The sequence below is a fragment of the Lysobacter terrestris genome (assembly GCF_014489475.1).
Lineage (GTDB): Bacteria > Pseudomonadota > Gammaproteobacteria > Xanthomonadales > Xanthomonadaceae > Agrilutibacter > Agrilutibacter terrestris.
Genome location: NZ_CP060820.1, coordinates 1,516,460 through 1,540,224 on the forward strand (window position 1 = coordinate 1,516,460; position 23,765 = coordinate 1,540,224).

The 23,765-nt window shown below is 70.0% G+C and carries 24 protein-coding genes; 11 read left to right on the forward strand and 13 right to left on the reverse strand.

From position 1 onward, the window contains the following. The first annotated feature begins 11 nt into the window (after positions 1 to 11). Positions 12 to 545: a pseudouridine synthase gene (locus H8B22_RS07130; protein WP_187713393.1), complete on the forward strand. Its 534-nt coding sequence runs from the start codon at positions 12 to 14 to the stop codon at positions 543 to 545. A 123-nt stretch (positions 546 to 668) separates the two neighbouring features. Then, on the forward strand, positions 669 to 1,793 hold the full coding sequence (locus tag H8B22_RS07135; RefSeq protein ID WP_187713394.1) for a hybrid sensor histidine kinase/response regulator: 1,125 nt from the start codon (positions 669 to 671) through the stop codon (positions 1,791 to 1,793). Between the two features lie 18 nt (positions 1,794 to 1,811). Here the strand turns inward: H8B22_RS07135 and H8B22_RS07140 are convergent, their stop codons facing one another. After that, positions 1,812 to 2,180: a hypothetical protein gene (locus H8B22_RS07140; RefSeq protein WP_187713395.1), complete on the reverse strand. Its 369-nt coding sequence runs from the start codon at positions 2,178 to 2,180 to the stop codon at positions 1,812 to 1,814. A 124-nt stretch (positions 2,181 to 2,304) separates the two neighbouring features. Here H8B22_RS07140 and H8B22_RS07145 point away from each other — a divergent pair, with 124 nt between their 5' ends. After that, positions 2,305 to 2,976, forward strand: coding sequence for a Fe2+-dependent dioxygenase (locus H8B22_RS07145; protein WP_187713396.1), 672 nt, complete (start codon positions 2,305 to 2,307; stop codon positions 2,974 to 2,976). Between the two features lie 6 nt (positions 2,977 to 2,982). Here H8B22_RS07145 and H8B22_RS07150 read toward each other — a convergent pair whose 3' ends face one another. After that, on the reverse strand, positions 2,983 to 3,990 hold the full coding sequence (locus H8B22_RS07150) for a sulfotransferase (protein WP_187713397.1): 1,008 nt from the start codon (positions 3,988 to 3,990) through the stop codon (positions 2,983 to 2,985). A 193-nt stretch (positions 3,991 to 4,183) separates the two neighbouring features. Continuing rightward, positions 4,184 to 6,709 carry an ATP-dependent helicase HrpB gene (gene hrpB, locus H8B22_RS07155; protein ID WP_187713398.1) on the reverse strand — a complete coding sequence of 842 codons (2,526 nt, stop codon included), beginning with the start codon at positions 6,707 to 6,709 and terminating at the stop codon, positions 4,184 to 4,186. Between the two features lie 183 nt (positions 6,710 to 6,892). Between hrpB and H8B22_RS07160 the strand changes: the two genes are divergently transcribed. Further along, the gene (locus H8B22_RS07160; RefSeq protein WP_187713399.1) at positions 6,893 to 7,687 is read left to right on the forward strand and encodes a TatD family hydrolase; all 795 of its coding nucleotides are present in this window, start codon (positions 6,893 to 6,895) and stop codon (positions 7,685 to 7,687) included. 10 nt (positions 7,688 to 7,697) lie between these two features. Here the strand turns inward: H8B22_RS07160 and H8B22_RS07165 are convergent, their stop codons facing one another. The 4 genes from H8B22_RS07165 to H8B22_RS07180 all read right to left on the reverse strand — a co-directional run bounded on the left by H8B22_RS07165 (position 7,698) and on the right by H8B22_RS07180 (position 10,319). Next, positions 7,698 to 8,042: a hypothetical protein gene (locus H8B22_RS07165; protein WP_187713400.1), complete on the reverse strand. Its 345-nt coding sequence runs from the start codon at positions 8,040 to 8,042 to the stop codon at positions 7,698 to 7,700. Between the two features lie 32 nt (positions 8,043 to 8,074). Beyond that, a complete protein-coding gene (locus H8B22_RS07170) occupies positions 8,075 to 8,389 on the reverse strand; it encodes a hypothetical protein (protein ID WP_187713401.1) in 315 nt (104 codons plus the stop codon). Between the two features lie 155 nt (positions 8,390 to 8,544). Then, positions 8,545 to 9,339, reverse strand: coding sequence for an ABC transporter permease (locus H8B22_RS07175; protein WP_187713402.1), 795 nt, complete (start codon positions 9,337 to 9,339; stop codon positions 8,545 to 8,547). Then, positions 9,336 to 10,319, reverse strand: coding sequence for an ABC transporter ATP-binding protein (locus H8B22_RS07180; RefSeq protein WP_187713403.1), 984 nt, complete (start codon positions 10,317 to 10,319; stop codon positions 9,336 to 9,338). Before H8B22_RS07180 ends, H8B22_RS07175 begins: the two co-directional genes overlap by 4 nt. A gap of 150 nt (positions 10,320 to 10,469) precedes the next feature. Here H8B22_RS07180 and H8B22_RS07185 point away from each other — a divergent pair, with 150 nt between their 5' ends. The 6 genes from H8B22_RS07185 (at position 10,470) to H8B22_RS07210 (ending at position 15,680) form a co-directional block, all read left to right on the forward strand. Next, a complete protein-coding gene (locus H8B22_RS07185) occupies positions 10,470 to 11,237 on the forward strand; it encodes a ferredoxin--NADP reductase (RefSeq protein ID WP_187713404.1) in 768 nt (255 codons plus the stop codon). Between the two features lie 191 nt (positions 11,238 to 11,428). Then, entirely contained in the window at positions 11,429 to 11,854 is a 426-nt protein-coding gene (locus H8B22_RS07190) for a hypothetical protein (RefSeq protein ID WP_187713405.1), read from the forward strand. Beyond that, positions 11,851 to 12,048 (forward strand): helix-turn-helix transcriptional regulator, encoded by a 198-nt coding sequence (locus tag H8B22_RS07195; RefSeq protein ID WP_187713406.1) that lies wholly within the window; start codon positions 11,851 to 11,853, stop codon positions 12,046 to 12,048. Before H8B22_RS07190 ends, H8B22_RS07195 begins: the two co-directional genes overlap by 4 nt. Before the next feature lie 53 nt (positions 12,049 to 12,101). Continuing rightward, on the forward strand, positions 12,102 to 13,694 hold the full coding sequence (locus H8B22_RS07200) for an alpha/beta fold hydrolase (protein WP_187713407.1): 1,593 nt from the start codon (positions 12,102 to 12,104) through the stop codon (positions 13,692 to 13,694). Between the two features lie 22 nt (positions 13,695 to 13,716). After that, entirely contained in the window at positions 13,717 to 14,463 is a 747-nt protein-coding gene (locus H8B22_RS07205; protein WP_187713408.1) for an ABC transporter ATP-binding protein, read from the forward strand. 26 nt (positions 14,464 to 14,489) lie between these two features. Beyond that, positions 14,490 to 15,680, forward strand: coding sequence for an ABC transporter permease (locus tag H8B22_RS07210; protein WP_407060845.1), 1,191 nt, complete (start codon positions 14,490 to 14,492; stop codon positions 15,678 to 15,680). Positions 15,681 to 15,751: 71 nt separating this feature from the next. Here H8B22_RS07210 and H8B22_RS07215 read toward each other — a convergent pair whose 3' ends face one another. The 6 genes from H8B22_RS07215 to rpmH all read right to left on the reverse strand — a co-directional run bounded on the left by H8B22_RS07215 (position 15,752) and on the right by rpmH (position 21,663). Then, a complete protein-coding gene (locus H8B22_RS07215) occupies positions 15,752 to 16,390 on the reverse strand; it encodes a DUF4253 domain-containing protein (protein ID WP_187713409.1) in 639 nt (212 codons plus the stop codon). A 170-nt stretch (positions 16,391 to 16,560) separates the two neighbouring features. Further along, positions 16,561 to 17,598: an energy transducer TonB gene (locus H8B22_RS07220; RefSeq protein WP_187713410.1), complete on the reverse strand. Its 1,038-nt coding sequence runs from the start codon at positions 17,596 to 17,598 to the stop codon at positions 16,561 to 16,563. Between the two features lie 136 nt (positions 17,599 to 17,734). Further along, the gene (mnmE, locus tag H8B22_RS07225) at positions 17,735 to 19,069 is read right to left on the reverse strand and encodes a tRNA uridine-5-carboxymethylaminomethyl(34) synthesis GTPase MnmE (protein ID WP_187713411.1); all 1,335 of its coding nucleotides are present in this window, start codon (positions 19,067 to 19,069) and stop codon (positions 17,735 to 17,737) included. Positions 19,070 to 19,247: 178 nt separating this feature from the next. Continuing rightward, entirely contained in the window at positions 19,248 to 20,939 is a 1,692-nt protein-coding gene (yidC, locus tag H8B22_RS07230; protein WP_187713412.1) for a membrane protein insertase YidC, read from the reverse strand. 40 nt (positions 20,940 to 20,979) lie between these two features. Beyond that, positions 20,980 to 21,456: a ribonuclease P protein component gene (rnpA, locus tag H8B22_RS07235; RefSeq protein ID WP_187713413.1), complete on the reverse strand. Its 477-nt coding sequence runs from the start codon at positions 21,454 to 21,456 to the stop codon at positions 20,980 to 20,982. 66 nt (positions 21,457 to 21,522) lie between these two features. Further along, the gene (gene rpmH, locus H8B22_RS07240) at positions 21,523 to 21,663 is read right to left on the reverse strand and encodes a 50S ribosomal protein L34 (protein WP_031374044.1); all 141 of its coding nucleotides are present in this window, start codon (positions 21,661 to 21,663) and stop codon (positions 21,523 to 21,525) included. Positions 21,664 to 21,990: 327 nt separating this feature from the next. On the opposite strand from rpmH, the gene dnaA reads away from it, so the two are divergent. Then, positions 21,991 to 23,331, forward strand: a complete 1,341-nt coding sequence (gene dnaA, locus H8B22_RS07245; RefSeq protein WP_187713414.1) for a chromosomal replication initiator protein DnaA — start codon at positions 21,991 to 21,993, stop codon at positions 23,329 to 23,331. Positions 23,332 to 23,765 lie beyond the last annotated feature (434 nt).

Here is a 23,765-nt window from a genome sequence, read left to right on the forward strand (position 1 = left end):
CCCCGCTCCCCATGCTGATCGCCCTCAACAAGCCCTACGGCGTGCTGTGTCAGTTCACCGATCGCAGCACGCCGCCGCGCCGCACCCTGGCCGAATTCGGCCTGCCGCCGGACGTGTATGCCGCAGGCCGGCTCGACCACGACAGCGAAGGCCTGCTGCTGCTCACCGACGACGGCGGCCTCGCCCATCGCCTGACCGACCCGAAGCACAAGCTGGCCAAGACCTACTGGGTGCAGGTCGAAGGCGACCCCGACGACGCGCAACTCGCGGCGCTGCGGCGCGGCGTCGAGCTCAACGACGGCCGCACGCGCCCGGCGCAGGCGCGGCGCATCGATGCGCCGGCGCTGTGGCCGCGCGACCCGCCGGTGCGCTTCCGCAAGTCCGTGCCCGATGCCTGGCTGGAAATCGCCATCAGCGAAGGCCGCAACCGCCAGGTGCGGCGCATGACCGCCGCGGTCGGGCTGCCGACGCTGCGACTGGTGCGGGTGGCGATCGGGCCGCACCGGCTCGACGACCTCGCCCCCGGAACATGGCGGCCGCTGTAGCCCTGCGCGCGTCCGCGTGAAACTGAGCCATTCACGTAACTGGCCAGGCACGGTCCCGCTGCCCGCCGGGTTTTGCTACTTTGACCCGCCCCAGCGCCCGCAGGGAGCCCCGGCCCACCACCGATGAGCTACGTCGCCCCAAACGGCCGCATCCTTGTCGTCGACGACCAGCCGGTCAACCTGCGCGTCGTCAGCAGCCTGCTGTCGCGGCAGGGCTACGACGTCATCGTCGCCGGCAGCGGCGACGAAGCACTGGAGCGCTACCGGGAGACCGCCCCGGACCTGGTCCTGCTCGACATGATCATGCCCGGCATGGACGGCTTCGACGTGCTCAAGGCGCTGGAAGCGCTGCCGCCGCCGGTGGCGCCGGTGGTGTTCGTGACCGCCGCGCAGGACCGCGACATGCTGCTGCGCGCCTTCGAAGCCGGCGTGGTCGACTACGTCACCAAGCCGTTCCTGCCCGAGGAGTTGCTCGCGCGCGTCAACGCGCACATCGGCCTCAAGCTCACCCGCGACCGCCTCGAACGCGTCGCCCGCGAGCGCGAGGAACTGGTGAACCTGGTCGCCCACGACCTCAAGAACCCGCTCAGCAGCGTGCTGTTCGCCAGCGACCTGCTGCGCGCCGAGGGCTGCCGGCCCGAGCGCGTGCCGCATTACCTCGCGGTGATCCACGAAAGCGCGCAGGACGCGCTGGGCTACATCCGCGAATACCTGGAAACCAGCATGGGCGCGGCCACCGCGCGCCCCGACCTGCAGGCGGGCCTGGCCGACACGCTGGACTGGCTGCTGCGCCGCTACGGCATGCAGCTGGAAGCGCGGGGCATCCGCGTGGTCGTCACGCCGCCACCGGCGGAGGCGCGCGTGCGCATCGACGAGCGCGTGCTGCGCCAGGTCGCCGAGAACCTGGTCTCCAACGCGCTGAAGTACGCGCCCGACAGCGAACTCACCCTGGCCGTGCGCAGCGGTGCACCGGGCTACTGGCAGCTGCTCGTCGCCGATCGCGGCCCGGGCATCCCGGCGCACCAGCAGCGCCTGCTGTTCAAGCCGTTCACCCGGTTGCAGGACCGCGACGATGGCATCTCCAACGGCCTGGGCCTGTCGCTGGCCAAGCAGATCATCGCCGGTGCCGGCGGCCAGCTCTGGTACGAGGAGCGCGAAGGCGGTGGCGCGCTGTTCGTGATCGAGCTGCCCGAAGCAACGGTCGCGCCCGCCACCGGCCACGCAGTCCCGACGCCGACGGCGCCGTAACGGCGACGGCGCGGCGGCTCAGTCCGCGGAGGCCGCCGGTGCGCGCACCCGGGTGGCGCGCGGGCGCCGCGTGCCGTTGCCGCGCTTGGCCTCGATGCGGCGCGCGCTGCCTTCGATCGGTTCGTGCTCGCCCTCGCCCGCTTCGACGCGTCGGGCGCGACGGCGCGCCGCGTACCAGAGCAGCCCGACGCCGGCGACCGCGGCGGCGATCATCACCGGATTGCGCCGTGCGAACTTGCCCGCGACCTTCGCCCCGCTCTTGAGCACGCCGAGCTTGGCGCCGGCCTCCAGCAGCTGCCCGGCCCTGGGCAGGGCGTGGCGCACGTTGTCGCCGACCGCACCGGCCAGTTCCAACGCGCGTTCCGAAATCGCTTCGATCCTGTTCATGCGGGCCCTCGTTGCTCAACGCTGGCGGCCAGTCTCCGCTGCGCTTCGTTGACTCGGCGTGAGCGGTTGCCGCGGACGCGGCCAGCACCGATCATCGACGTTCATCCTTCACCCAGCGGTCGCCATGATTCGCCTCCTGTCCCAAGTCCTCAACAACGCGGAACTGCAGGCGGTGCGCGAATGGTTGCCGCAGATCGCGTTCGGCGACGGCCGCATCACCAACCAGGCCTCGGGCGTGAAGCACAACCTGCAGGCGCCGCAGGAGGATCCGGTCAACGCGCGCATCGCCCAGCTCGCGCGCGACGCGCTGGCGCGGCACCCGGACCTGCGCACCTACGCGATGCCGCGCACCATGGCGCGCACCACCGTCGTGCGCTACGAACCGGGCATGACCTACGGCTGGCATGTCGACGAAGCGCTGTTCCCGTCGACGCCGCCGATGCGCAGCGACCTGTCGTGCACGATCTTCCTCAGCGACCCGGCCGACTACGACGGCGGCGAGCTGACCATCCAGCTCGGCGCGCAGGAACTGTCCTACAAGCTCAAGGCCGGCGACGCGATCCTGTATCCGTCGACGACCATCCACCAGGTCGCGCCGGTGACCCGCGGCGTACGCGTGGCGGCGATCACCTGGCTGCACAGCTGGATCGCCGACACCAACCAGCGCGAACTGCTGGTGCAGCTCGACGAGGCCCGCAGCATCGCCGCGCGCGGCGCAGCGCCGGGCGATCCGCGCCTGCAGGTACTGCTCGAATCGCTGAAGACCAACCTGTTCCGGATGTGGGCCGATACCTGAGCCGGCTCAGGCCAGCGCCTGCAACTGCGGGTGCCGCTGCAGCCGCGCGTCCACCCAGGCCACGCCTTCGCTGATGCCGTCGGCGTGGCGCTGCATCGCCAGCGCGAGGTCGTGGGCGCGGTCGTCGCGGCCGTAGCCGTGGTCCTGCGCCTTGGCGTAGCGGCCCCACGCCGGCGCCTGCAGCGCCGCAGCCACGCCGGCCGGATCGAGCGACAAATGCGCGGCGATCGCCTGCAGCACCGCCTGCGGGTGCGCCAGCAGGTGCTCGAAATCGACGCGCAGGAAGTGCTGCGGGTGCGCCTGCGCCAGGGCGGCGAAGCGCACGCGTTCGGCCAGCCAGCCCATCGCGCACTGCTGCGGCAGCGACAGCGCGTGCAACATCACGTCGTCACCGTAGCCGTGCGCGTGCAGGTCGCGCAGGCGTTCGCCGGCCGCGACCGCGGCATCGCGCACCGAATCGGCGGACTTGAGCAGCGTCGCCAGGTACGGCCGCAACGGCATGTCCAGCAGCAACGCGCGCAGCGCCGGCTGTTGCGCCAGCAGCGGTGCGATCAGGCCGTTGCAGCCGCTGGTGGCCTTGATCACGGTGCGGGTGGCGCCCGCCAGCGGTCGCGACCAGGCCCGCCACAACTGCTGCAGCAACGCGTCGGTTTCCGGCGGCGCTAAGCGCGAATCGACTTCCTCGCGGTGCGGCCACGCCTCCGCCAGCGTGCGCAGCGGCAGCGGTTCGCGCAGCGATTGCACGCCCGGCCAGGCTTCGAGCAGGCGGCTGAGCAGGGTCGAACCGCAGTGGCCGATGTGGAAGATCGCGGCGGCCGGTGGCGCCGGTTCCAGCGTGGCATCGCGCAATGTCGCCAGCGGCAACCAGCCGCCTTCGGCGTCCGGCTTCAGTGCGCGCTCGTCGAGGAACGCGGCCTCGCGGCGCTGCACGGCGTCCATGCGCAGCAGCAGCACGCGACGCGTCACCGGATCGAGCTTGAAGGGCAGGAAGTGCGGATCGGCGAGCGGCGTCATTCCCGCAGTTTATGGTGGCGCCGCCATCATGTGTGGCCGCGAGAATGGCCCACCGCCGCCGCGGATGATGACGCCTCAGGTGCCGCGCGGCTTGGCGCGGTGCGTCGCAGTGGCGTTCCAGGGGTCGTCGGGCCGCGCCGCCACGACAACGGGCAATTGAGAATGACCCACCGCCGCCGCGGGTGATGAAGCCTCAGGTCCCGCGCGGCTTGGCGCGGTGCGTCGCGGTGGCGTTCCAGGGGTCGTCGGGCCACGGGTGGCGCGGATACCGCCCCTTCATCTCCTTCTTCACTTCCGGATAGGTGCGGTCCCAGAAGCTGCGCAGGTCGCGGGTGATCTGCAGCGGCTTGCCGCCCGGCGAGAGCAGGTGCAGGGTCAGCGGCACGCGGCCGTCGGCGATGCGCGGGGTGTCGGCGAGGCCGAACAGCTCCTGCAGCTTCACCGCCAGCACCGGCGCATCGGGTGCGCCTGCGCCGTCGTTCGCCGTCGCATCGAAGCCGTACTCGATGCGTCGCTCCATACCCGAGGGCACGACGATCCGCGTCGGCGCGAGCGCGTCGACCTTCTGCCGCGTCGCCCAGTCGAGCGACGACTTCAGGGCGTCGCCCAGCGCCTGTTCGTCGAGCGCGTCCAGCCGGGTCTTGCCGCTCAACGCCGGCTTGAGCCAGCGGTCGAGCGATGCGAGCAGCGCGGCGTCGGACAGGTCCGGCAGCGCGTCGGCGAGTTCCGGCACCCACGCGCGCAGGCAGCGCACGCGCGCGCGCCATTGCGCCAGCGCTTCGGTCCACGGCAGCGCCGCCAGGCCGAGCTGGCGCACCGCATCGACCAGCGCATCGGCGTAGCGCGCGGCATCCGGTTTCGCCAGTGGCTTGCTCTCCAGCACGATGCGGTCGAAGCGGGTTTCGCGCACTGCCGCTATTCCGCGCGTGTTCGCGTCCCACACCACCCGGTCCTCGCGGGTGTAACGCTGCGGGAAGTCGCGTTGCAGCCGCGCCTCGTCCAGCGGCGCGGCGCGCAGGATGCGGGCGTCGCGCGCTTCGTCGCGCAGTTCGCTGATGACGATCCAGGGTTCGCCGTACAGCGCGCTGTCGTCGAACAACTTGGCGCTGCGGCCGTTGGCGAGCTGGTAGCGGTACGGATCGCCCGGGTGCTGGCGCGCGATGCGATCGGGATACGCATGCAGCAGCACGTCGCCGATCACGTGCGCCGGCAGGTGCGACGGCGGCGGCGCATCGCTGCGCAGGCGGCGGCGCCACTGCCTGGCCGCCTGGTCGAGCGCGGCCAGCGCCGAACGCGAGGCATCGGCACCGACGCGGCCCGCGCGGAACGCCGCCAGCGCCTGCCAGCGTTCGGCCAGTGCGTCCGAACGTGAACGCAACGGATCACGCGCCTCGATCAGCGCGGCCAGGTCGCAGGCCAGCGCGCGTTCGTCGGTGTCGTCGGGCGCCAGCAGCATCGCCGCCAACCGCGGGTGCGTGCCGAGCGCGAGCATGCGCTTGCCCAGCGGCGTGATCGTCGCGCCGTCGAGCGCGCCCAGGCGTTGCAGCAGTTCGCGCGCAGCGGCGAGCGCGCCGGTCGGCGGTGCATCGACGAAGCGCAGGTTGGCATCGCCCCACGCGGCCAGTTCCAGCGCGAGGCCGGCGAGTTCGACCTGCGCGATCTCCGGGCGCCGCTGCGGGTCCAGCCGCTGCGATTCCGGCCACAGCCGGTAGGCGAACCCCTCGGCAACGCGACCGGCGCGGCCGGCGCGCTGGTCGGCCGAGGCCTGCGCGATGGCCACCACGTCGAGGCGGGCGAAACCGCTGTTGGGGTCGTAGCGCGGTTCGCGCGCGAGGCCGCTGTCGATCACCACGCGCACGCCGGGCAGGGTGACGCTGGATTCGGCGACATTGGTGGCGAGCACGACGCGGCGGTGGCCATCGGGATCCGGTTGCAGCACGCGCGACTGCTGCTCGACCGGCAGTTCGCCGTGCAGCTGCAGCACGTCGATCGCCTGGCCGGCCGGCAGCGCATTCGCCAGGGCGGCGTCGGTGCGCGCGATCTCGCGCTGGCCGGGCAGGAACACCAGCACGTCGCCCGGATGCTGCGCGAGCGCGTGCTCGACCGCACGGCGCGCCTGTTGTTCGATCGCTTCCTCGCGCTTGCCGGGAAAGTGCGCGACGCTCACCGGATAGCTGCGGCCGGCGCTGCTCAGGCGCGGTGCGTCGAGGAAAGTCGCCAGGCGTTCGCCGTCGAGCGTCGCCGACATCACCACGATGCGCAGATCCTCGCGCAGCGAGGCCTGCACGTCGAGCGCGAGCGCCAGGCCGAGGTCGGCGGCGAGGTGGCGTTCGTGGAATTCGTCGAACAGCAACGCACCGACGTCTTCCAGCATCGGGTCGTCCTGCAGCATGCGGGTGAGGATGCCCTCGGTGACGACCTCGATCCGGGTCGCCGCGGACACCTTGTTCTCGAAGCGGATGCGGTAACCGACGCTGCCGCCGACCGCTTCGCCGCGTTGCTGCGCCATGAAGTTGGCCGCGGCGCGCGCGGCGACGCGGCGCGGTTCCAGCATCACGATCTTCCGGCCGCCCAGCCACGGCGCGGCGAGCAGCGCCGGCGGCACCTGGGTGGTCTTGCCGGCGCCCGGCGGCGCTTCCAGCACCAGGCGCGGGTGGGTGGCCAGCGATGCGAGGATGCGCGGCAGCAGTTCGTCGATGGGGAAGGCGGGGCGGTTCACGCGCGGAAGGATACGTGCGTTCAGTCCTTTCTCCCCGCACGGCGGGGAGAAGGTGCCCAGCGGGCGGATGAGGGGCACCGGCGAAGCCGGCGCAATGCACGCCCCTCACCCTGCTTCGCTGCGCGAAGCGGTCCCTCTCCCCGCTTTGCGGAGCGAGGGATTTACAGTCGCTACAATTCGCCGATGCAACTGATCGACATCGGCGCCAACCTCACCCACGACTCCTTCGACCCCGACCGCGGCGCGGTGCTGCAGCGCGCACGCGACGCGGGCGTGGTGCAGATGGTGGTGACCGGCGCCAGCCGCGAGCATTCACCGCTGGCGCTGAAGCTGGCCAAGCAGCACCCGGGCGAACTGTTCGCCACCGCCGGCGTGCACCCGCACCACGCCAGCGAATACACCGCCGAGTGCGACGCGGAGATGCGCGCGCTGCACGCGCACAGCGAAGTGGTCGCGGTCGGCGAATGCGGGCTGGATTACTTCCGCGACTTCTCGCCGCGGCCGGCGCAGCGGCGCGCGTTCGAGCTGCAGCTACAGATCGCCGCGGAGACGAAGAAGCCGCTGTTCCTGCACCAGCGCGACGCGCACGCCGACTTCATGGCGATGATGAAGAACTTCGATGGCCGCCTCGGCGCGGCGGTGGTGCACTGCTTCACCGGCACGCGCGCGGAGCTGTTCGACTACCTCGACCAGGATTGGCACGTCGGCATCACCGGCTGGCTGTGCGACGAACGCCGCGGCCAGCACCTGCGCGAACTGGTGAAGCACATCCCCGCCCACCGGCTGATGATCGAAACCGATGCGCCCTACCTGCTGCCGCGCACGGTGAAGCCGGCGCCGTCGCACCGGCGCAACGAGCCGCTGTACCTCGCACACATCGTCGAGGAGCTGGCGCGCGATCGCGGCGAGGACGTGGCGACCACGGCGGCGGCGACCACGGCCACGGCGCGGGCGTTCTTCCGCCTGCCCACGCCGTAACGGCCGGCGCTCAACGCCGCGGCTCGGCCATCGCGACCAGTTCGGTGGCGGCGGCGGTGGCCTGCAGCACGACGCGGACCTGTTCGATGCCGTCCTTCTGGCAGGCACGGCCGATCTCGCCCATCAGGCGCTGGCGGGTCGCATAGACCTGGCTGAAGTTGTGCTGCCCGGTCCATTCCCCGACCTCGCGCTGGCTCGGCAGGGCGCGCTCCTCGCAATCGGCGACGTAGAGCACCGCCTGGGCCTGCACCGGCGGCAGCGAGGGCATCGGCTTCTGCGCGGCGACGGGCGCGGCGACAGCGGCGAGCAGCATGGCGGCGAGGACGTTGCGGGTGGAACGGATGCGGCTGTTCATGGCGATCTCCTTGGTCGATCTCCTTGGGTGCCTCAACGACCGGCGAGGGCCACCGCGTCCGGCGCGGCGGAGAACCGTACCTGCACGTGGGTATAGCCCTCGCGGCAGACGGCGCGGCCTTCGCGGCGTACCTGTTCGCGCAGGCGCAACGACGTGGCCGCGTCGGCGTGGGTGTAACGCTGGATCTGGTGCGGCTGCGGCCAGAACGGCTGCGCGCAGCTGACCCGCAGCTCGGGCACGGGGGCGGCGGCGGTGACCGGGTCCAGGGTGGACGCCGGGCCGGATGCCAGCGCGGCCAGCGGCAGCACGGCGAGTGCGTACAGGACGAGGGACAGGCGACGGTTCATGGCGGTTCTCCGGGCTGGTGCGCCAGACGCGACGACGACGGACTCATTTGCTGGGTTCGGCAAGCGGTGCCGGCGATTACACCGCGCGTCACCGTGGCGCAGAAACGCAAACGGCCCGCGGATGCGGGCCGTTTGCGTCGATCACGCCTGCCGTGTCAGCTGCGCAGGCCGACACCGCGCTTGAGCAGCCACAGCGCCAGCGCGCTCAGGCCGACGATGAAGGCGAGCATCAGCGCGTACGCGGTCCACATCGACACGTCGCTGATCCCGAGCAGGCCGTAGCGGAACGCGTTGACCATGTAGAACACCGGGTTCAGGTGCGTGGCGGCCTCGGCCCAGCCCGGCAACAGCTTCACCGAATAGAACACGCCGCCAAGATAGGTCAGGGGCGTGAGGATGAAGGTCGGCACGATCGCGATGTCGTCGAACTTCTTCGCGTACACCGCGTTGACGAAGCCGGCCAGCGAGAAGATCGTCGCGCCCAGCAGCACCGTGGTGAAGGTGACCAGCGGGTGCGGCATGCTCACCCGGGTGAACAGCATCGAGATCGCCAGCACGATCACGCCGACCAGCAGCCCGCGCAGCACCGCGCCGGTGACGTAGCCGGCCAGGATCACCCAGTTCGGCATCGGGCTGACCAGCAGTTCCTCGACGTGGCGGCCGAACTTGGCACCGAAGAAACTCGAGGAGATGTTGCCGTAGCTGTTCTGGATCACGCTCATCATCACCAGGCCGGGGACGATGAAGTCCATGTAGCGGATCCCGTCCATGTCACCGACCTGGCGGCCGATCAGGCCGCCGAAGATCATGAAGTACAGGGTCATGGTGATCGCCGGCGGCACCAGGGTCTGGCCCCAGATGCGCAGGATGCGGGTCACTTCGCGGCGGACGATGGTGCCGTAGGCGGTGAGGTGGCGCTGGCGGGCGGTGGGTTCGACGACGGCGTTCATACCGATTCCTCCGGCGGCACCTGCACGCCGTTGCTCTGCGTGCCCTCGCTGGTCAGGCGCACGAACAGCTCCTCCAGGCGGTTGCTCTTGGTGCGCATCGAGCGCACGCGGATGCCGGCGTCGCCGAGCGCGGCGAACACGCGGTTGAGGTCCATCGCACGCGGCATCTCCACGTCCAGCGTGTGGTCATCGCTGGCCTGCATCGTGGTGCCGGCAATGGCCGGCAGCGTCGCCGGCAGCGTGCCGTCGATGTCGAACAGGAAGCCTTCGACGTCGAGCTTGGCCAGCAGCGCCTTCATCGGGCCCTGCTCGACGATGCGGCCCTTGTCGATGATCGCGAGATTCCGGCAGAGGCTCTCGGCCTCTTCCAGGTAATGCGTGGTCAGGATGATCGTGGTGCCCGCCGCGTTGATTTCCTTCAGCGTCTTCCACATGCCGCGGCGGATCTCGATGTCGACGCCGGCGGTGGGTTCGTCGAGGATCAGCAGCTTCGGCCGCGTCATCATCGCGCGCGCGATCATCAACCGGCGCTTCATGCCGCCCGAGAGCGTGCGGCTCATCATCTGCGCCTTCTCCCACAGGTGGGCGCGGCGCAGTTCCTCTTCGGCGCGCTGCAGCGCGACCTCGCGCGGCACGCCGAAGAAGCCGGCGTAGTTGACCAGGATGTCGAGCGGCTTCTCGAACATGTTGAAGTTGAGTTCCTGCGGCACCAGGCCGATCAGGCGCATGGCCTGGTCGCGGTGCTGCAGCAGGTCGGTGCCGAAGATCGAGACCGAACCGGAGGTGAGGTTCACCAGCGAGCTGACGATGCCGATCAGGGTCGACTTGCCGGCGCCGTTGGGGCCGAGCAGGGCGAAGAAGTCGCCTTCGCGCACGTCGAGCGAGACGCCCTTGAGCGCCTCCACCTTGTTGTCGTAGGTCTTGCGCAGGTCGCGGACCGACAGCGCCGGGGCGGCGGTGGCCGCGGGAATGGAAGTCATAAGGCCTGTTTCGTGCCCTGTACCGCGAGTCGCGCGGCGATCGGTTTGTGGGGCGAGCGCCCAGGGCGCTCGCTGCCGGTAGTATAGGCGGCCCGGTGGCGAGGCCTTCGCCACGCTGTGTTCCATTCCGTCCCGTAGAAGCAACGCCTCGTGGCCATCCAGCACTTCCCGCTCAAGCTCGTGTCGCGCCGCATGCTGGCGCCCACCGTCGGTCACTACACCTTCGTGCGCGGCGACGGCGCGCCGTTGGATTTCATCCCGGGCCAGTTCATCCAGGTGCACTTCCACTACGCCGACGGCACCGCGACCAAGCGTTCGTATTCGCTGGCAACGATCCACGACCATGCGCTGGCGCCCGGTGAAGGCGTGGAGATCGCGGTGAGCTACGTGACCGGCGGCGCGGCGACGGCGCTGTTCGAGGGCCTGCAGGAAGGCGAGAGCGTCGACGCCAGCGGTCCGTTCGGGCGCTTCTGCCTGATGCCCGCCGACAGCAACCGGCGCTACCTGCTGATCGGCACCGGCACCGGCGTCACCCCGTACCGCTCGATGCTGCCGCAGCTGGAAACGCTGATCCGCGAACGCGGCGTGCAGGTGGTGCTGCTGTTCGGCGCGCGCAATCCCGGCGAACTGCTGTACGGCGACGAATTCCGCGCCTTCGCCGACAAGCACCCCGAGCACTTCCGCTTCGTGCCGTGCCTGTCGCGCGAACTGCCCGCCGCCGGTTCGGCGCAGGCGCATGCCGACGTGCGCCAGGGCTACGTGCAGCAGTTCCTCGCCGAATTCGCCCCGGACGCGACGCACGACATCGCCTACCTGTGCGGCAACCCGAACATGGTCGATGCCTGCTTCGAAGCGCTGAAGGGCTACGGCCTGCCGGTGCCGCAGATCCGCCGCGAGAAGTACGTCAGCAGCAAGTAAGCCGGCCGCCGCCGCCGGCCACCGGCCCTGTCAAGGACACTTGACACACCCTCGCACCGCCGCGTACCGTCTGTAAAGGAAGCTTTACAGGACGTACGCCGCATGCCCGCAGTCCCTACCCGGATCGATGCCTGCCACCCGCCGCTGCGGCCGGACGCGGCTGGCCAGCCACCGGCCGGAGGGCGGTTCGCGTGAAGTGGATGGCGAACTCCTGGCAGGACCTGAGCCCCGCCTTGCGGCGCTACTACCGCGCCTCGGTGCTGCCGAGCGTGGCGTTCCTGGTCCTGGCCCTCGCCCACGAGTGGCTCTCGCGGCAAGCCGAGGTGGGCGTGCCGCTGCGCGCCGCCTTCGCCCTGGCGCCGGTGCTGGCGCTGGCGTGGCTGTTCGCCGCCTACCTGCACTTCCTGCACGACTGCGACGAGCTGGAGCGGCGCATCGAACTGGGCGCGCTGGCCTGGGCCGCCGGCATCGCCGTGCACGCGGTGCTGGCCGTCCTGCTGCTGCTCGATGCCGGCGTGGTCGCCTGGCGCGCCAAGCACGTGGCGGCGCTCCTCGCCCTGGTGCTGGTCGGCAGCTACGCGCTGGTCCGCGCCTGGCTGCACCGGCGCTACGCATGAACAACCGCCTGCGCGAGCTGCGCGAGCAGCAGGGCTGGTCGCAGGGCGAGCTGGCCGAGCGGCTCGAGGTCTCGCGGCAGACCATCAACGCGCTGGAAACCGGCAAGTACGACCCGAGCCTGCCGCTGGCGTTCCGCATCGCGCGGCTGTTCGCCCAGCCGATCGAATCCGTGTTCCTACCCGACGAGGCCTGAGCGCTTCGTCTTCTCCACACCAACCTGCATCCTGCACAAGGGGAAACCGCACGATGTCCCGCAAGCTCCGCATCGCCCTCGCCGCCGCCGTGGCGCTGGGTCTCATCGGCTACCGGCAATGGCAGGCCCAGGACGACAGCCAGGCGGCCACGCCGCGCACCGCGCAACCGGGCGACGCGTCCAAGCGCGGCGACTCCAAGGCCAGCGCCGCCACGCCCGTGCGCACGTTCGGCCGTATCGACTTCAAGCCCTGCGTGCTCACCGGCGAGCAGGGACTGCCGCCGGTGGAGGCGCAATGCGCGACGTTCCCGGTGCCGGAGGATCGCGCCCATCCGCAGGCGCGCACGATCGCGCTCAACATCGCCTGGCTGCCCGCCGACGCCAAGGGCGGCGGCGCCCCGGACCCGGTGTTCTTCCTCGCCGGCGGTCCCGGCCAGGCCGCGACCGCCTACGCCGCGCAGATCGACCAGGCCTTGAACGAGGTGCGCAAGCAGCGCGACATCGTGCTGGTCGACCAGCGCGGCACCGGCAAGTCCAACCCGCTCGACTGCCGCGACGCCAAGGGCGATGCGCTCAAGTTCGACGAAACCGCGGAGCTCGACGAAGCGGTGCTGTCGGCCTACGTCGGCCAGTGCCTGCAGTCGCTGCAGGGCCGCGCCGATCCGCGCTTCTACACCACGGGTGACGCGATCGCCGACCTCGACGCGGTGCGCGCCGCGCTCGGCGCCGAGAAGGTCAACGTCATGGGCGGCTCCTACGGCACCCGCGTCGCCCAGCAATACGCGATGCACTACCCGACGCACACGCGCAGTGTCGTGCTCGACGGCGTCGCACCCAACCGCGTGGTGGTCGGCGGCGAATTCGCGCAGCAGCTGCAGCAGGCCCTGCACCGGCAGGATGCGCTGTGCGCCAAGCTGCCGGCCTGCAAGGCGCGTTACGCCGGCACCGGTGACCTGGTCGCGCGCCTGGGCGCGCTGAAGGCGAAGCTCGCGGCCGCGCCGGTGCGGGTCAGCTACCGCGATCCCGACACCAACGAACCGCGCCAGGACACGCTCACCGCCGACACGCTGATGGGCCTCACCCACGGCGTCTCCTACGTGCCGCAGCTGTCCTCGCTGCTGCCGCTGATCGTCAGCGAGGCCGAACAGGGCCGCTACGAGCCGCTGATGTCGATCGCGCGCTTCTGGAGCAACCAGGTCGGCGACATGCTCAACCGCGGCATGCAGTGGTCGGTGGTCTGCGCCGAGGATGCGCCGCGCTACCAACCCGATCCGCGCGATGCCGACACGGTGCTCGGTCCCGACATGGCGCGCATGTTCTTCTTTGCCTGCAAGCAGTGGCCGCGCGGTCGCATGGCGGCCGACTTCACCACGCCGTTCACGACCGAGCTGCCGGTGCTGATCACCTCCGGCGAACTCGATCCGGTCACCCCGCCGTCCTACGGCGAGGAAGTCGTGAAGCACCTCGGCAACGGTCGCCACCTGGTGTTGCGAGGCCAGGGCCACGGCGCGATGAGCCTGGGCTGCATGCCCAAGCTGCTCGGCCGCTTCTTCGAGACCGCCGATGCCAAGGCGCTCGATGCGAAGTGCCTGGACAGCCTCAATTACGTGCCGCCGTTCACCTCGTTCAACGGTTGGGAACCGTGAGCACCTTCAAGGGACGCAACAGATGATCAACGCAACCGATCTGCACAAGAGTTTCAAGACCCGCACCGGCGTGGTGAAGGCCGTGGACGGCGTCAGCTTCGCCGCGCGCGACGGCGAGATCACCGGCCTGCTGGGCCCCAACGGCGCCGGCAAGACCACCACCCTGCGCATGCTCTACACGCTGATGCAGCCCGAAGGCGGCAGCATCACCGTCGACGGCATGGACGCGGCGCGCGAACCCGAAGCGGTGCGCCGCGCCCTGGGCGTGCTTCCCGATGCGCGCGGCGTGTACAAGCGCCTCACCGCGCGCGAGAACATCGCCTACTTCGGCGAGCTGCACGGCATGTCGGCCGCCGACATCGCGCGCCGCACCGACGTGCTGTCGAAGGCGCTGGACATGGGCGACATCCTCGACCGCCAGACCGAAGGCTTCTCGCAGGGCCAGCGCACCAAGACCGCGATCGCGCGCGCCCTGGTGCACGATCCCCGGAACGTGATCCTCGACGAACCGACCAACGGCCTCGACGTGATGACCACGCGCGCGATGCGCGGCTTCCTGCAGCAACTCAAGGCGGAAGGCCGTTGCGTGATCTTCTCCAGCCACATCATGCAGGAGGTCGCGGCGCTGTGTGACCGCATCGTGATCATCGCCAAGGGCCAGGTCGTCGCCGCCGGCACCGCCGACGAGCTGCGGGCGAAGTTCGGTGAATCCAACCTGGAAGACGCCTTCGTCAAGGCCATCGGCTCGGAGGAGGGCCTGCACGCATGAGCACGATCGCTGCCAAGACCGGCGTCATGCCGAAGCGCGGCCACATGGCCACGATGCTGGCGGTGATGCGCAAGGAACTGCGCGACATCTCCCGCGACCGCCGCACGCTGATGCTGGCGCTGCTGCTCGGCCCGCTGCTGTATCCGGTGCTGATGCTCGGCATCGGCAAGATGGCCGAGACTCGTGCGCGCACCGAGCTCGACAAGGTGCTCGAGGTGCCGGTGGTCGGCGCCGAGCGCGCGCCGAACCTCGTCGCCTTCCTCGCCACGCGCGGGATCAAGGCGATCGCGCCGCCGGCGGACCTCGACGCGGCGATCTCGCGCCAGGACGTCGACGTCGCGCTCAGCATCGAGGCCGACTACGCCACGCATTGGCGCGACGGCAACGCGGCGAAGATCGAGATCGTCGCCGACAGCACGCGCAAGGCCGCCGACATCCCGATGGCGCGCCTGCGCTCCGCGCTGGAGGCGTACCGCGAACAGGTCGGCATGCTGCGGCTGCTCGCGCGCGGCATCGATCCGGGCATCACCCGGCCGCTGAGCATCGGCAACCGCGACCTCGCCTCGGCCGAAGCCAAGCGCGGCGCGCTGGCCGCGGCGCTGCTGCCGTACCTGCTGATCCTGACCTCGTTCCTCGGCGGTGCGTACCTGATCATGGATGCGACCGCCGGCGAGCGCGAACGCCAGTCGCTGGAACCGCTGCTGGCCACGCCGTCGGCGCGCAGCTCGATCGTCAGCGGCAAGATCGCCGCCGCCTGCGCGATGGGCGTCGCCTCGCTGCTGCTGACGTTGCTGGCGTTCAAGCTCAGCGCGCAGTTCAGCAGCAGCGCCGGCCAGGTGATCGACGTGACCTTCATGGCGATGGGCAAGATGCTGCTGGTGCTGCTGCCGATGCTGTTCATCGGCACCTCGCTGCTCACCTACCTGTCGGCCGCGGCGAAGAGCATGAAGGAAGCACAGAGCCACATGATGTGGTTGATGCTGCTGCCGATGGTGCCGTCGATCATGCTGATGGTGAACCCGCTGAAGGAACAGCCGTGGCAGTACGCGGTGCCGTTCCTGGCGCAGAACCAGATGCTGCTGAAGGTGATCCGCGCCGAGTTCATCCCGATGCAGGTGTGGGGCATCTACCTCGCCGCCGGTTTCGGGCTGGCCGCGCTGCTGTGGTTCGCGGCGGTGCGCCGGTATCACCAGGAGCGGTTGGCGATTTCGGGGTGAGGTGGCCGGCATGAAAAACCCCGCTGCGGCGGGGTTTTTTCATCGTGCGCCGTCATGGCTGGAAGGATGGGTCAGTCCCACCACAGGAACACCGTGTTCGCCGCCTTCATTTCCGCGGCCAGCGCTTCCACGTCGCCAGTGCCTTGATCCACAACGTCCGGGCAGAAGCGGTAGACCTCTTCGGCAAACGCCTGCCAGTCGGCGGGCGGCGTTACCAGTTCCACTTCCAGCCAGTCCGTCCCCGCGCCCACCAGCTTCAAGCCGTATCGCGCGTCCCACGCCCGATAGCGTTCCATGATCCGGTCGTGATCGAGGTCGTAGTTGATGCCGTCGGTCCGCACCGTCGCCAGGTAGCCGTAGTCGTCGCCTTTCACCACGGCGAGGCGGTCGGCACCGTTGCCGAAGCGGTCGTCGCGCAGGTAGGCGCGGTACGGCGAGCCGGCCAGTTCCTTGCGGAGACGCTGCAAAGCCTTGCGTCCTTGGCCAGGGTCCGTGACGACCACGAGGCCGTCGGAGGGTGCTTCGTCGTGGTCGGGCGTCATCGCCAGCAGCCGTTCCAGTGAGCGTCCCTGTGCTCGCGCTCTCGCGGCGATTTCGCTGTCGATGTGTGCTTCCGTTGCCAGCTTCATTTCCTCTGGCGACAGCCCGGTCTTGGCAGCCGCGCAACCGGCGAGGACGAACAGTAGGGAAACGGCAAGTATCCGACGCATGCGGGATCCGACGCAGGTTGATTGGCTGGTTTTCGATTAGGCCGATGCAGAACGTAACAAGCCCGGCCGAAGCCGGGCTTGTTGCATCAGGTCAGCCCCGGCCCGGCGCAGCGCGCCGGGCGTTCGCGAGCGCAGCCACCGCCGATAGGGCGGCGGCTAACGGCGCTCGCTCACCCCTGTGGGTTGAAGCTGATCTCGCGACGCGTGGTGACCGGCGAAGCCACCGGCTGGAAGCGCCACTTGCGCACGGCGTTGACGGCTTCGCGGTCGAACACGCGGGCCGGGTTGGAACGCACGACGCGTGCGGCGGTGACGGTGCCGTCGGTGCCGACGGTGTACTCGACCAGGACCGAACCGGATTGGCCGGCTCGCAAGGCTTCGGCCGGGAACTTCGGCGCCGGCATCGAGATCGGGCGCAGGTCCGAGGCGGCCGGCGCGGCCGACGCAGCGCTGGCGTTGCGCTGTTCGGCGGCGCGGCGGTCGGCCACGGCCTTGTCCGCAGCGGCCTTGTCGGCGGCCGCCTTGTCGGCAGCGGCCTTGTCGGCGGCGGCCCGGTCGGCAGCGGCCTTGTCATTGGCCTGCTGGGTGGCGGCGAGCTTCTTCGCGGCGTCGTCCTGCTGCTTCTTCTGGTCGGCCAGGCGCTTGTCTTCGATTTCCTTCTGGCGCTTGGCTTCTTCCTCGGCGGTCAGGGCCTGGGCGCGCTGGGCGGCGGTGGCTTCCTGCGCGGCGATGCTCGCCTTCAGGCGGGCCAGCGCCGGGTGCTGGGCATCGGCCTTCTCGAGCAGTGCGGACAGGCGCTTGGCTTCGCTGAAGTCGTCGCGGTTCACGCTCTGCTCGATGGCGATGACGGTCATCGGCAGCAGGTCGGTCAGCGCGCTGGCGACGGCGGCGTCGCCCTGGGTCTTGTCGCGCAGGGCCAGGTAGTACTCGACGGCGTTGTCGCCGGCCGGTGCGTACAGGCGGTTCTCGGCATAGGCCTTGCTCGCCGCTTCGCGCAGCTGCTCCGGCGTCATCGCCGCGACCTGCGAGGAGACGGCGGTGGCCGGCGTCGGGGCCGGCGCGGTGGCGGCCGCGGTGGCGTCGGCGGCCGGTTCGGCCGGCTGGTCCTTGCCGCACGCGGCGAGGGCGAGGCCGAGGGTGAGCACGGCAATGAACTGAAGCGTGGCGGGCCGGCGCACGGACCGGGCCTCGGAATGGTTGGAAATCATGGTTTTGAAGGTCCCCTGGAGTGCGGCGATCGAGTGCGCACGCTGCAAGTGACACCCGCGCCGCATCCTTTGTCAAGCGTGAAACAGGTTCATGTTTGCGACGGTCGCCGACCCCGGCGAGATTTGCGACGTCGTTTCACTTTCCGATGCAAAAGCTGGAAAAAATGTGACCTAAAAGGTCATCCGCGCGGACCTGGCCGGTGATCTTGCCGAGGGCCTCGTGCGCGAAGCGCAGCGATTCCGCGGCGAGGTCGAGGGCCTCGGCGGCGAGCTGTTCGCGGGCCAGCGCGAGTTCGCCGCGCGCCTGGTTCAGGGCATCGACGTGGCGGGCCCGGGCGGTGAACGTGCCCTCGCCCGCCCCCGCTCCGCCTGCGGCCAGGGCGCGCAGGCGCGCGTGCAGGGCCTCGAGTCCGGTGCCCGCGTGCGCGGACACATGCAAATGCCCGGCCTGCGGAGCCGGCAACGACGGCAGCAGGTCGGCCTTGTTGTGGATCCACAGCTGCTGCGGCACGCCGGCGATCGCGTCGGCCACGGCGGCGCGCCCGGCGTCCACCTCGCGCGCATCGAGCACGACGATGGCAAGGTCGGCGCGCGCCAGTTCGTCGCGTGCGCGGCGCATGCCTTCGCGTTCGATCGCGTCGCCGCCCTCGCGCAGGCCGGCGGTGTCGACCAGGGTGAGCTCGACGCCGTCGATGCGCACCACTTCCTGCAGCAGGTCGCGGGTGGTGCCGGCGATGTCGGTGACGATGGCGCGCTCGCTGCCGGCGAGTGCGTTGAGCAGCGAACTCTTGCCGGCGTTGGGCGGACCGACGATCACCGCGTGCAGGCCGTCGCGCAGGCGGCGGCCGCGTTCGGCGGCGTGCAGCAGATCGTCCAGGGCCTGTGACGCGGCGGCGAAACGCGCGCGCAGCTGCGCGCCGCCCAGCGTATCGATCGGTTCGTCGGCGAAATCGATCGCCGCTTCGACGTGCACGCGGATCGCCAGCATGTCGGCGGCCAGCGCATCGACGCGGCGCGAGAACTCGCCTTCGAGCGCGCGCCGCGCCGCACGCGCGGCATTCGCGTCGGCCGCGGCGATGAGGTCGGCGACCGCTTCGGCCTGGGCGAGGTCGAGCTTGCCGTTGAGGAAGGCGCGCTCGCTGAATTCCCCTGGGCGCGCGCGGCGCGCGCCGAGTTCGACGCAGCGCTGCACGAGTTGTTCGAGCACCACCGGGCTGCCGTGCGCCTGCAGCTCGACCACGTCTTCGCCGGTGTAGCTGGCCGGGGCCTTGAAGTACAGCGCGATGCCATCGTCGATGGTCTCGCCGTGTGGCGTGGTGAAGCGGGCGTAGTGGGCGTGGCGGACCATCAATCGTCGTCCACAGATGGCTTCAGCGATTTCTCGTGCGCGCAGACCGGACAGACGCACGACGCCAACGCCACCGGCGCCGGGCCCACTGGCAATAGCGGCGATGGTTTCTTTTGCGGCCATTCGCGCTTTGGTGATCGCAGACTGTTCGGATCGCAAGAATAGCTGGTAAGGCGAAGGTGGCGGTGGTGCATTGGTTTCTCCCAGTGTTCGGGACCATGCTGAGCCGACCTTCGAAGCAAGCAACGGATGAAAAAAGCCCGCCTTACGGCGGGCTTCGTGCAGTACGGCGAGCGATGGATCAGGCCGTCGCGGGCTTGGCCGGTTCCTCGGCGTAGCGCTTGGTCATCCACCACTGCTGCAGCAGGCCGAGGCTGCCGTTGGTGATCCAGTACAGCACCAGGCCGGCGGGCATGAAGGCGAACAGCACGCCGAACACCACCGGCATCCACTGCATCATCTTCTGCTGCATCGGGTCCATGCCCGGCGCCGGCGGCGTCATCTTCTGGGTGAGGAACATCACGCCGAGGTTGATCGCCGGCAGGATGAAGTACGGATCGCGCGCGGTGAGGTCGGTGATCCAGCCGATCCACGGCGCGTGGCGCAGCTCGACCGACTCCGACAGCATCCAGTAAAGGCACAGGAACACCGGCATCTGCAGCAGGATCGGCAGGCAGCCGCCGACCGGGTTGATCTTCTCCTTCTTGTACAGCTCCATCATCGCCATCTGCATCTTCTGCTTGTCGTCGCCGTAGCGCTCCTGCAGCTGCTTGATGCGGGGCTGGAACTTGCGCATCTTCGCCATCGACTTGTACTGCGCGGCCGACAGCGGATACATCGCGGCCTTGAGCAGCACGACCAGGCCGACGATCGCCCAGCCCCAGTTGCGCAGCAGGCCGTGCAGCTTGTCGAGCACCCAGAACAGCCAGCCGGCGAGCGTGGCGGCCCAGCCGAACGAGGAGAAGTCGACCGCGCGGTCGAGGCCCTTCACCTGCTGCGCTTCGATCTGCTTGACCAGCTTGGGACCGACCCACAGGCGCGCCGAGGTTTCGGCCTGGCCACCCGGGGCGACGTTGACGCCGGGGCCGAGTTCGCGGATCAGGTACTGCGTGGTGCCGTTGGCCTGCGGCGCGGCAAGGGTGAAGGTGCTGGCGTCGTTCGCCTGCGGGATCCACGCAGCGAAGAAATGGTGCTGGAGCATGCCGATCCAGCCGCCGGTGACCGACTTGTCGAGCGAGCCGTCCTCGACGAACTTGTCGTACTTGCGCTTGTCGTAGGCGCCGTCGAACCACGCCGCGCCCTGGAAGCTGTAGCTCTCCGCGTTCATCGGGCCCTTGCTGACGAGCGCGCGCGGCACGCGGCTCAGCTGGCGGTACACGTAGCCCTGCCACGGCGCGGTGCCGGCGTTGCGCACTTCGTCGCGCACCTGCACGACGTAGCTGCCGCGCTGGAAGGTGTAGGTGCGGCGGATCGACACGCCGTTCGCGCCGTTCCACACGAACGGCACCACCAGTTCGCGCTGGCCGTCGGCGAGCTGGAAGCTGCGCGCGCCGCCTTCGGGCTGGAAGCCGGCTTCGTGGCTCGGCGCGGCACCGGCGCTGCTCACCCAGCCGCTCTGCGCGACGAAGAAGTTGTTGCCGTCGTCGGCCAGCAGGCGCACCGGCGCGCTGTTGGCGGCGGCCAGGCTCGGGTAACGCAACAGGTCGGCCTGGTGCAGCACGCCGCCGTCCATGTTCACGCGCAGCACGTCGGTGACGACCGTGACCGGCACGCCGCGTTGACGGGTGGCAGTGGAAATCGTCGTGCCGGGCGCCACCGGGGCGGCGGCGGCGGTCGGCACCGCCGGCACGTTGCCGGGCACCGTCGAGGCGATCGACATCGTCGGGGCGACGGTCGTGGCGGCCGGCGCGGCCTTCTCCTTGCCCCACTCCATCCACAGCAGGGTCGCCACCATCAGCCAGGCGAAGATCAGGAAAAGGCGGGTCTGGTTCATGGGAGCAGGCAGGCTCGGCCGACGCGAAGGGTCGACACAGTCAGGGGGAGGTGGGGTCGGGCCCGTTCGACGCAAGCCCGGCACCGGTGGCTGGCGCACTGGGCGCAAGCGCGTCCGGCGCGGGCGGCATTGTGCCGGGCGCGGGTGTCAGCGGCAACGCAACGACCGGCAGCGCGCCGAGGCGTCGCAGCAGGTCGAGGAAATGGCGTTCGAGCTGTTCGTGCGTGGCGGCGCGCGCGGTCGCTCGCGCGACGACGACGTAGTCGCCCGCGGCCAACGCGGTGCGATGGCGCCGGAACACGTCGCGCAGGCTGCGCTTGATGCGATTGCGGCCCACCGCACGCGGATCGACCTTGCGCGATACGGCCAGGCCGAGGCGTGCGGGCGTGTCGGTGGCGTGCCAATGCACGGCCAGCCGCGGCGTGGCCTGGCGGCGACCGTGCTCGAAGATGCGATCGAAATCCGCGCGCGCACGCACCCGCGCGGTGCGCGGGAAGCGGGAGGTAACCGGATTCATGCGGCCGCCGCGATGGCGTGGACGGCCGTGGGCGCGCTTGCTAGAAGCGGGTGCAGCGGCTTGCGCTTAGGCGCAAAGACGCTTGCGACCCTTGGCACGACGACGGGCAAGGATCTTGCGGCCATCGGCGGTCGCCATGCGGGCACGGAAGCCGTGGTCGCGCTTGCGCTTGAGGTTGCTGGGCTGGTAGGTGCGCTTGGTGGCCATGGTCGGCTCGGCGTAAACGACGGAAAAGACCGCGGATTCTAGCGGCGACCCGGACCCGAAGCAAGCCCACCCCTGGGCCGGGGTGTCCGCGGCCGCCAGCCCGGCGACCGATCGAACACGGTGGACAAGCGGCGGCGACCCCGTTGCAACGGGCGATTGCGCCATGTGGAACCGGTGCGGAGCCTGTGGACAAGTCCTGTTCCGCGCCCCGGTGCGGTGATAGGCTGGCCGCCTCCCGCACCCTGTCCGGCGCGATCTTCGCATCGCGCCGAGCCCCTTTTTTCGCCGCGGCCCCCGGGCCGCCGGATAGCGAGTAGTCCCACCCCGATGGAAGCCTGGCCCCGTTGCCTCGAACGCCTGGAAGCCGAATACCCGGTCGAAGACGTCCACACCTGGCTCAAGCCGCTGCAGGCCACGCGCCGCGACGACGTCACCGTGCTGTACGCGCCCAACGCCTTCGTGGTCGAACACGTGCGCGAGCGCTACCTCGCCCGCATCCGTGAACTGCTGGGCTACTTCGCCGGCAGCGACGAGGTGCAGCTGGAAATCGGCGCGCTGCCGCGCGTTTCGGCCCCGCTCACGCCGGCCGAAGCGATCCCGGTCCGCGGCGGCGCCGAACCGGCCCGCAGCGAACCCTTCGACGGCAACCTGGACGCCCACTACACCTTCGACAACTTCGTCGAAGGCCGCAGCAACCAGCTCGGCCGCGCCGCCGCGTTGCAGGCCGCTGCGCGCCCGGGCGACCGCGCGCACAACCCGCTGCTGCTGTACGGCGGCACCGGCTTGGGCAAGACCCACCTGATGTTCGCCGCCGGCAACGCCATGCGCGCGGCCAATCCGAACATGAAGGTGCTGTACCTGCGCAGCGAGCAGTTCCTCGCCTCGCTGATGAAGGCGCTGCAGGACAAGACCAACGGCATGGCGGCGTTCAAGCGCCAGTTCCAGCAGGTCGACGCGCTGCTGATCGACGACATCCAGTTCTTCGCCGGCAAGGACCGCACCCAGGAAGAGTTCTTCCACACCTTCAACGCGCTGATCGACGGCAAGCAGCAGATCATCCTGACCTGCGACCGCTTCCCGCGCGAAGTCGATGGCCTCGAGCCGCGCCTGAAGTCGCGCCTGGGCTGGGGCCTGTCGGTGGCGATCGATCCGCCCGACTTCGAGACGCGCGCGCAGATCGTGCTGGCCAAGGCACGCGAGCGCGGCGCGCACATCCCCGAGGACGTCGCGTTCCTGCTCGCGAAGAAGATGCGCAGCAACGTGCGCGACCTGGAAGGCGCGCTCAACACGCTCGCCGCGCGCGCCAACTTCACCGGCCGCACCATCACCACCGAGTTCGCGCAGGAAACCCTGCGCGACCTGTTGCGCGCACAGCAGCAGGCGATCGGCATTCCCAACATCCAGAAGGTCGTGGCCGATTACTACGGCCTGCAGATCAAGGACCTGCTCAGCAAGCGCCGCACGCGCTCGCTGGCGCGCCCGCGCCAGGTGGCGATGGCGTTGGCCAAGGAACTCACCGAGCACTCGCTGCCCGAGATCGGCGACGCCTTCGCCGGTCGCGACCACACCACCGTGCTGCACGCCTGCCGGCAGATCCGCACGCTGATGGACGCCGACGGCAAGCTGCGCGAGGACTGGGACAAGCTGATCCGCAAGCTCAGCGAGTAAGCCGCGCTCCAGGCCGGGGCCGCATGGCGGCGTCGGCAGGAAATTCCGCCATCCACCACGCCAATCACACCCAGCCCTAGTGGCCGGGCCGCGATCGAGCGCAATATTTTCGGCTGGCCCCCTGCGCAAGGCGCGCGGCCGCGGTATCGTTCACACCTGCGTCGATCTTGTGGGTAAACGCGCGTCCGTCCGTACGGGCGCGCCGTGCGCCGGTGCATGACCCTGTGGACAAACGGTGGATGGGCAGGTTGCCCACAGGCCAGTGCGGATCCACTGGGCGCAAGCTGTGGACAACCCGAGTTCCGGCCCGGCCGGTAAAAGTTGTCCACAACTTGTGCCCCGGCTCAGCGGGACTTTCCACAACACTTTTACATTTGAATTTTCCTTGTAGATCAATTGCTTGAAGTGGTTTTCCGCAGTTTTTCGCGGCTCCA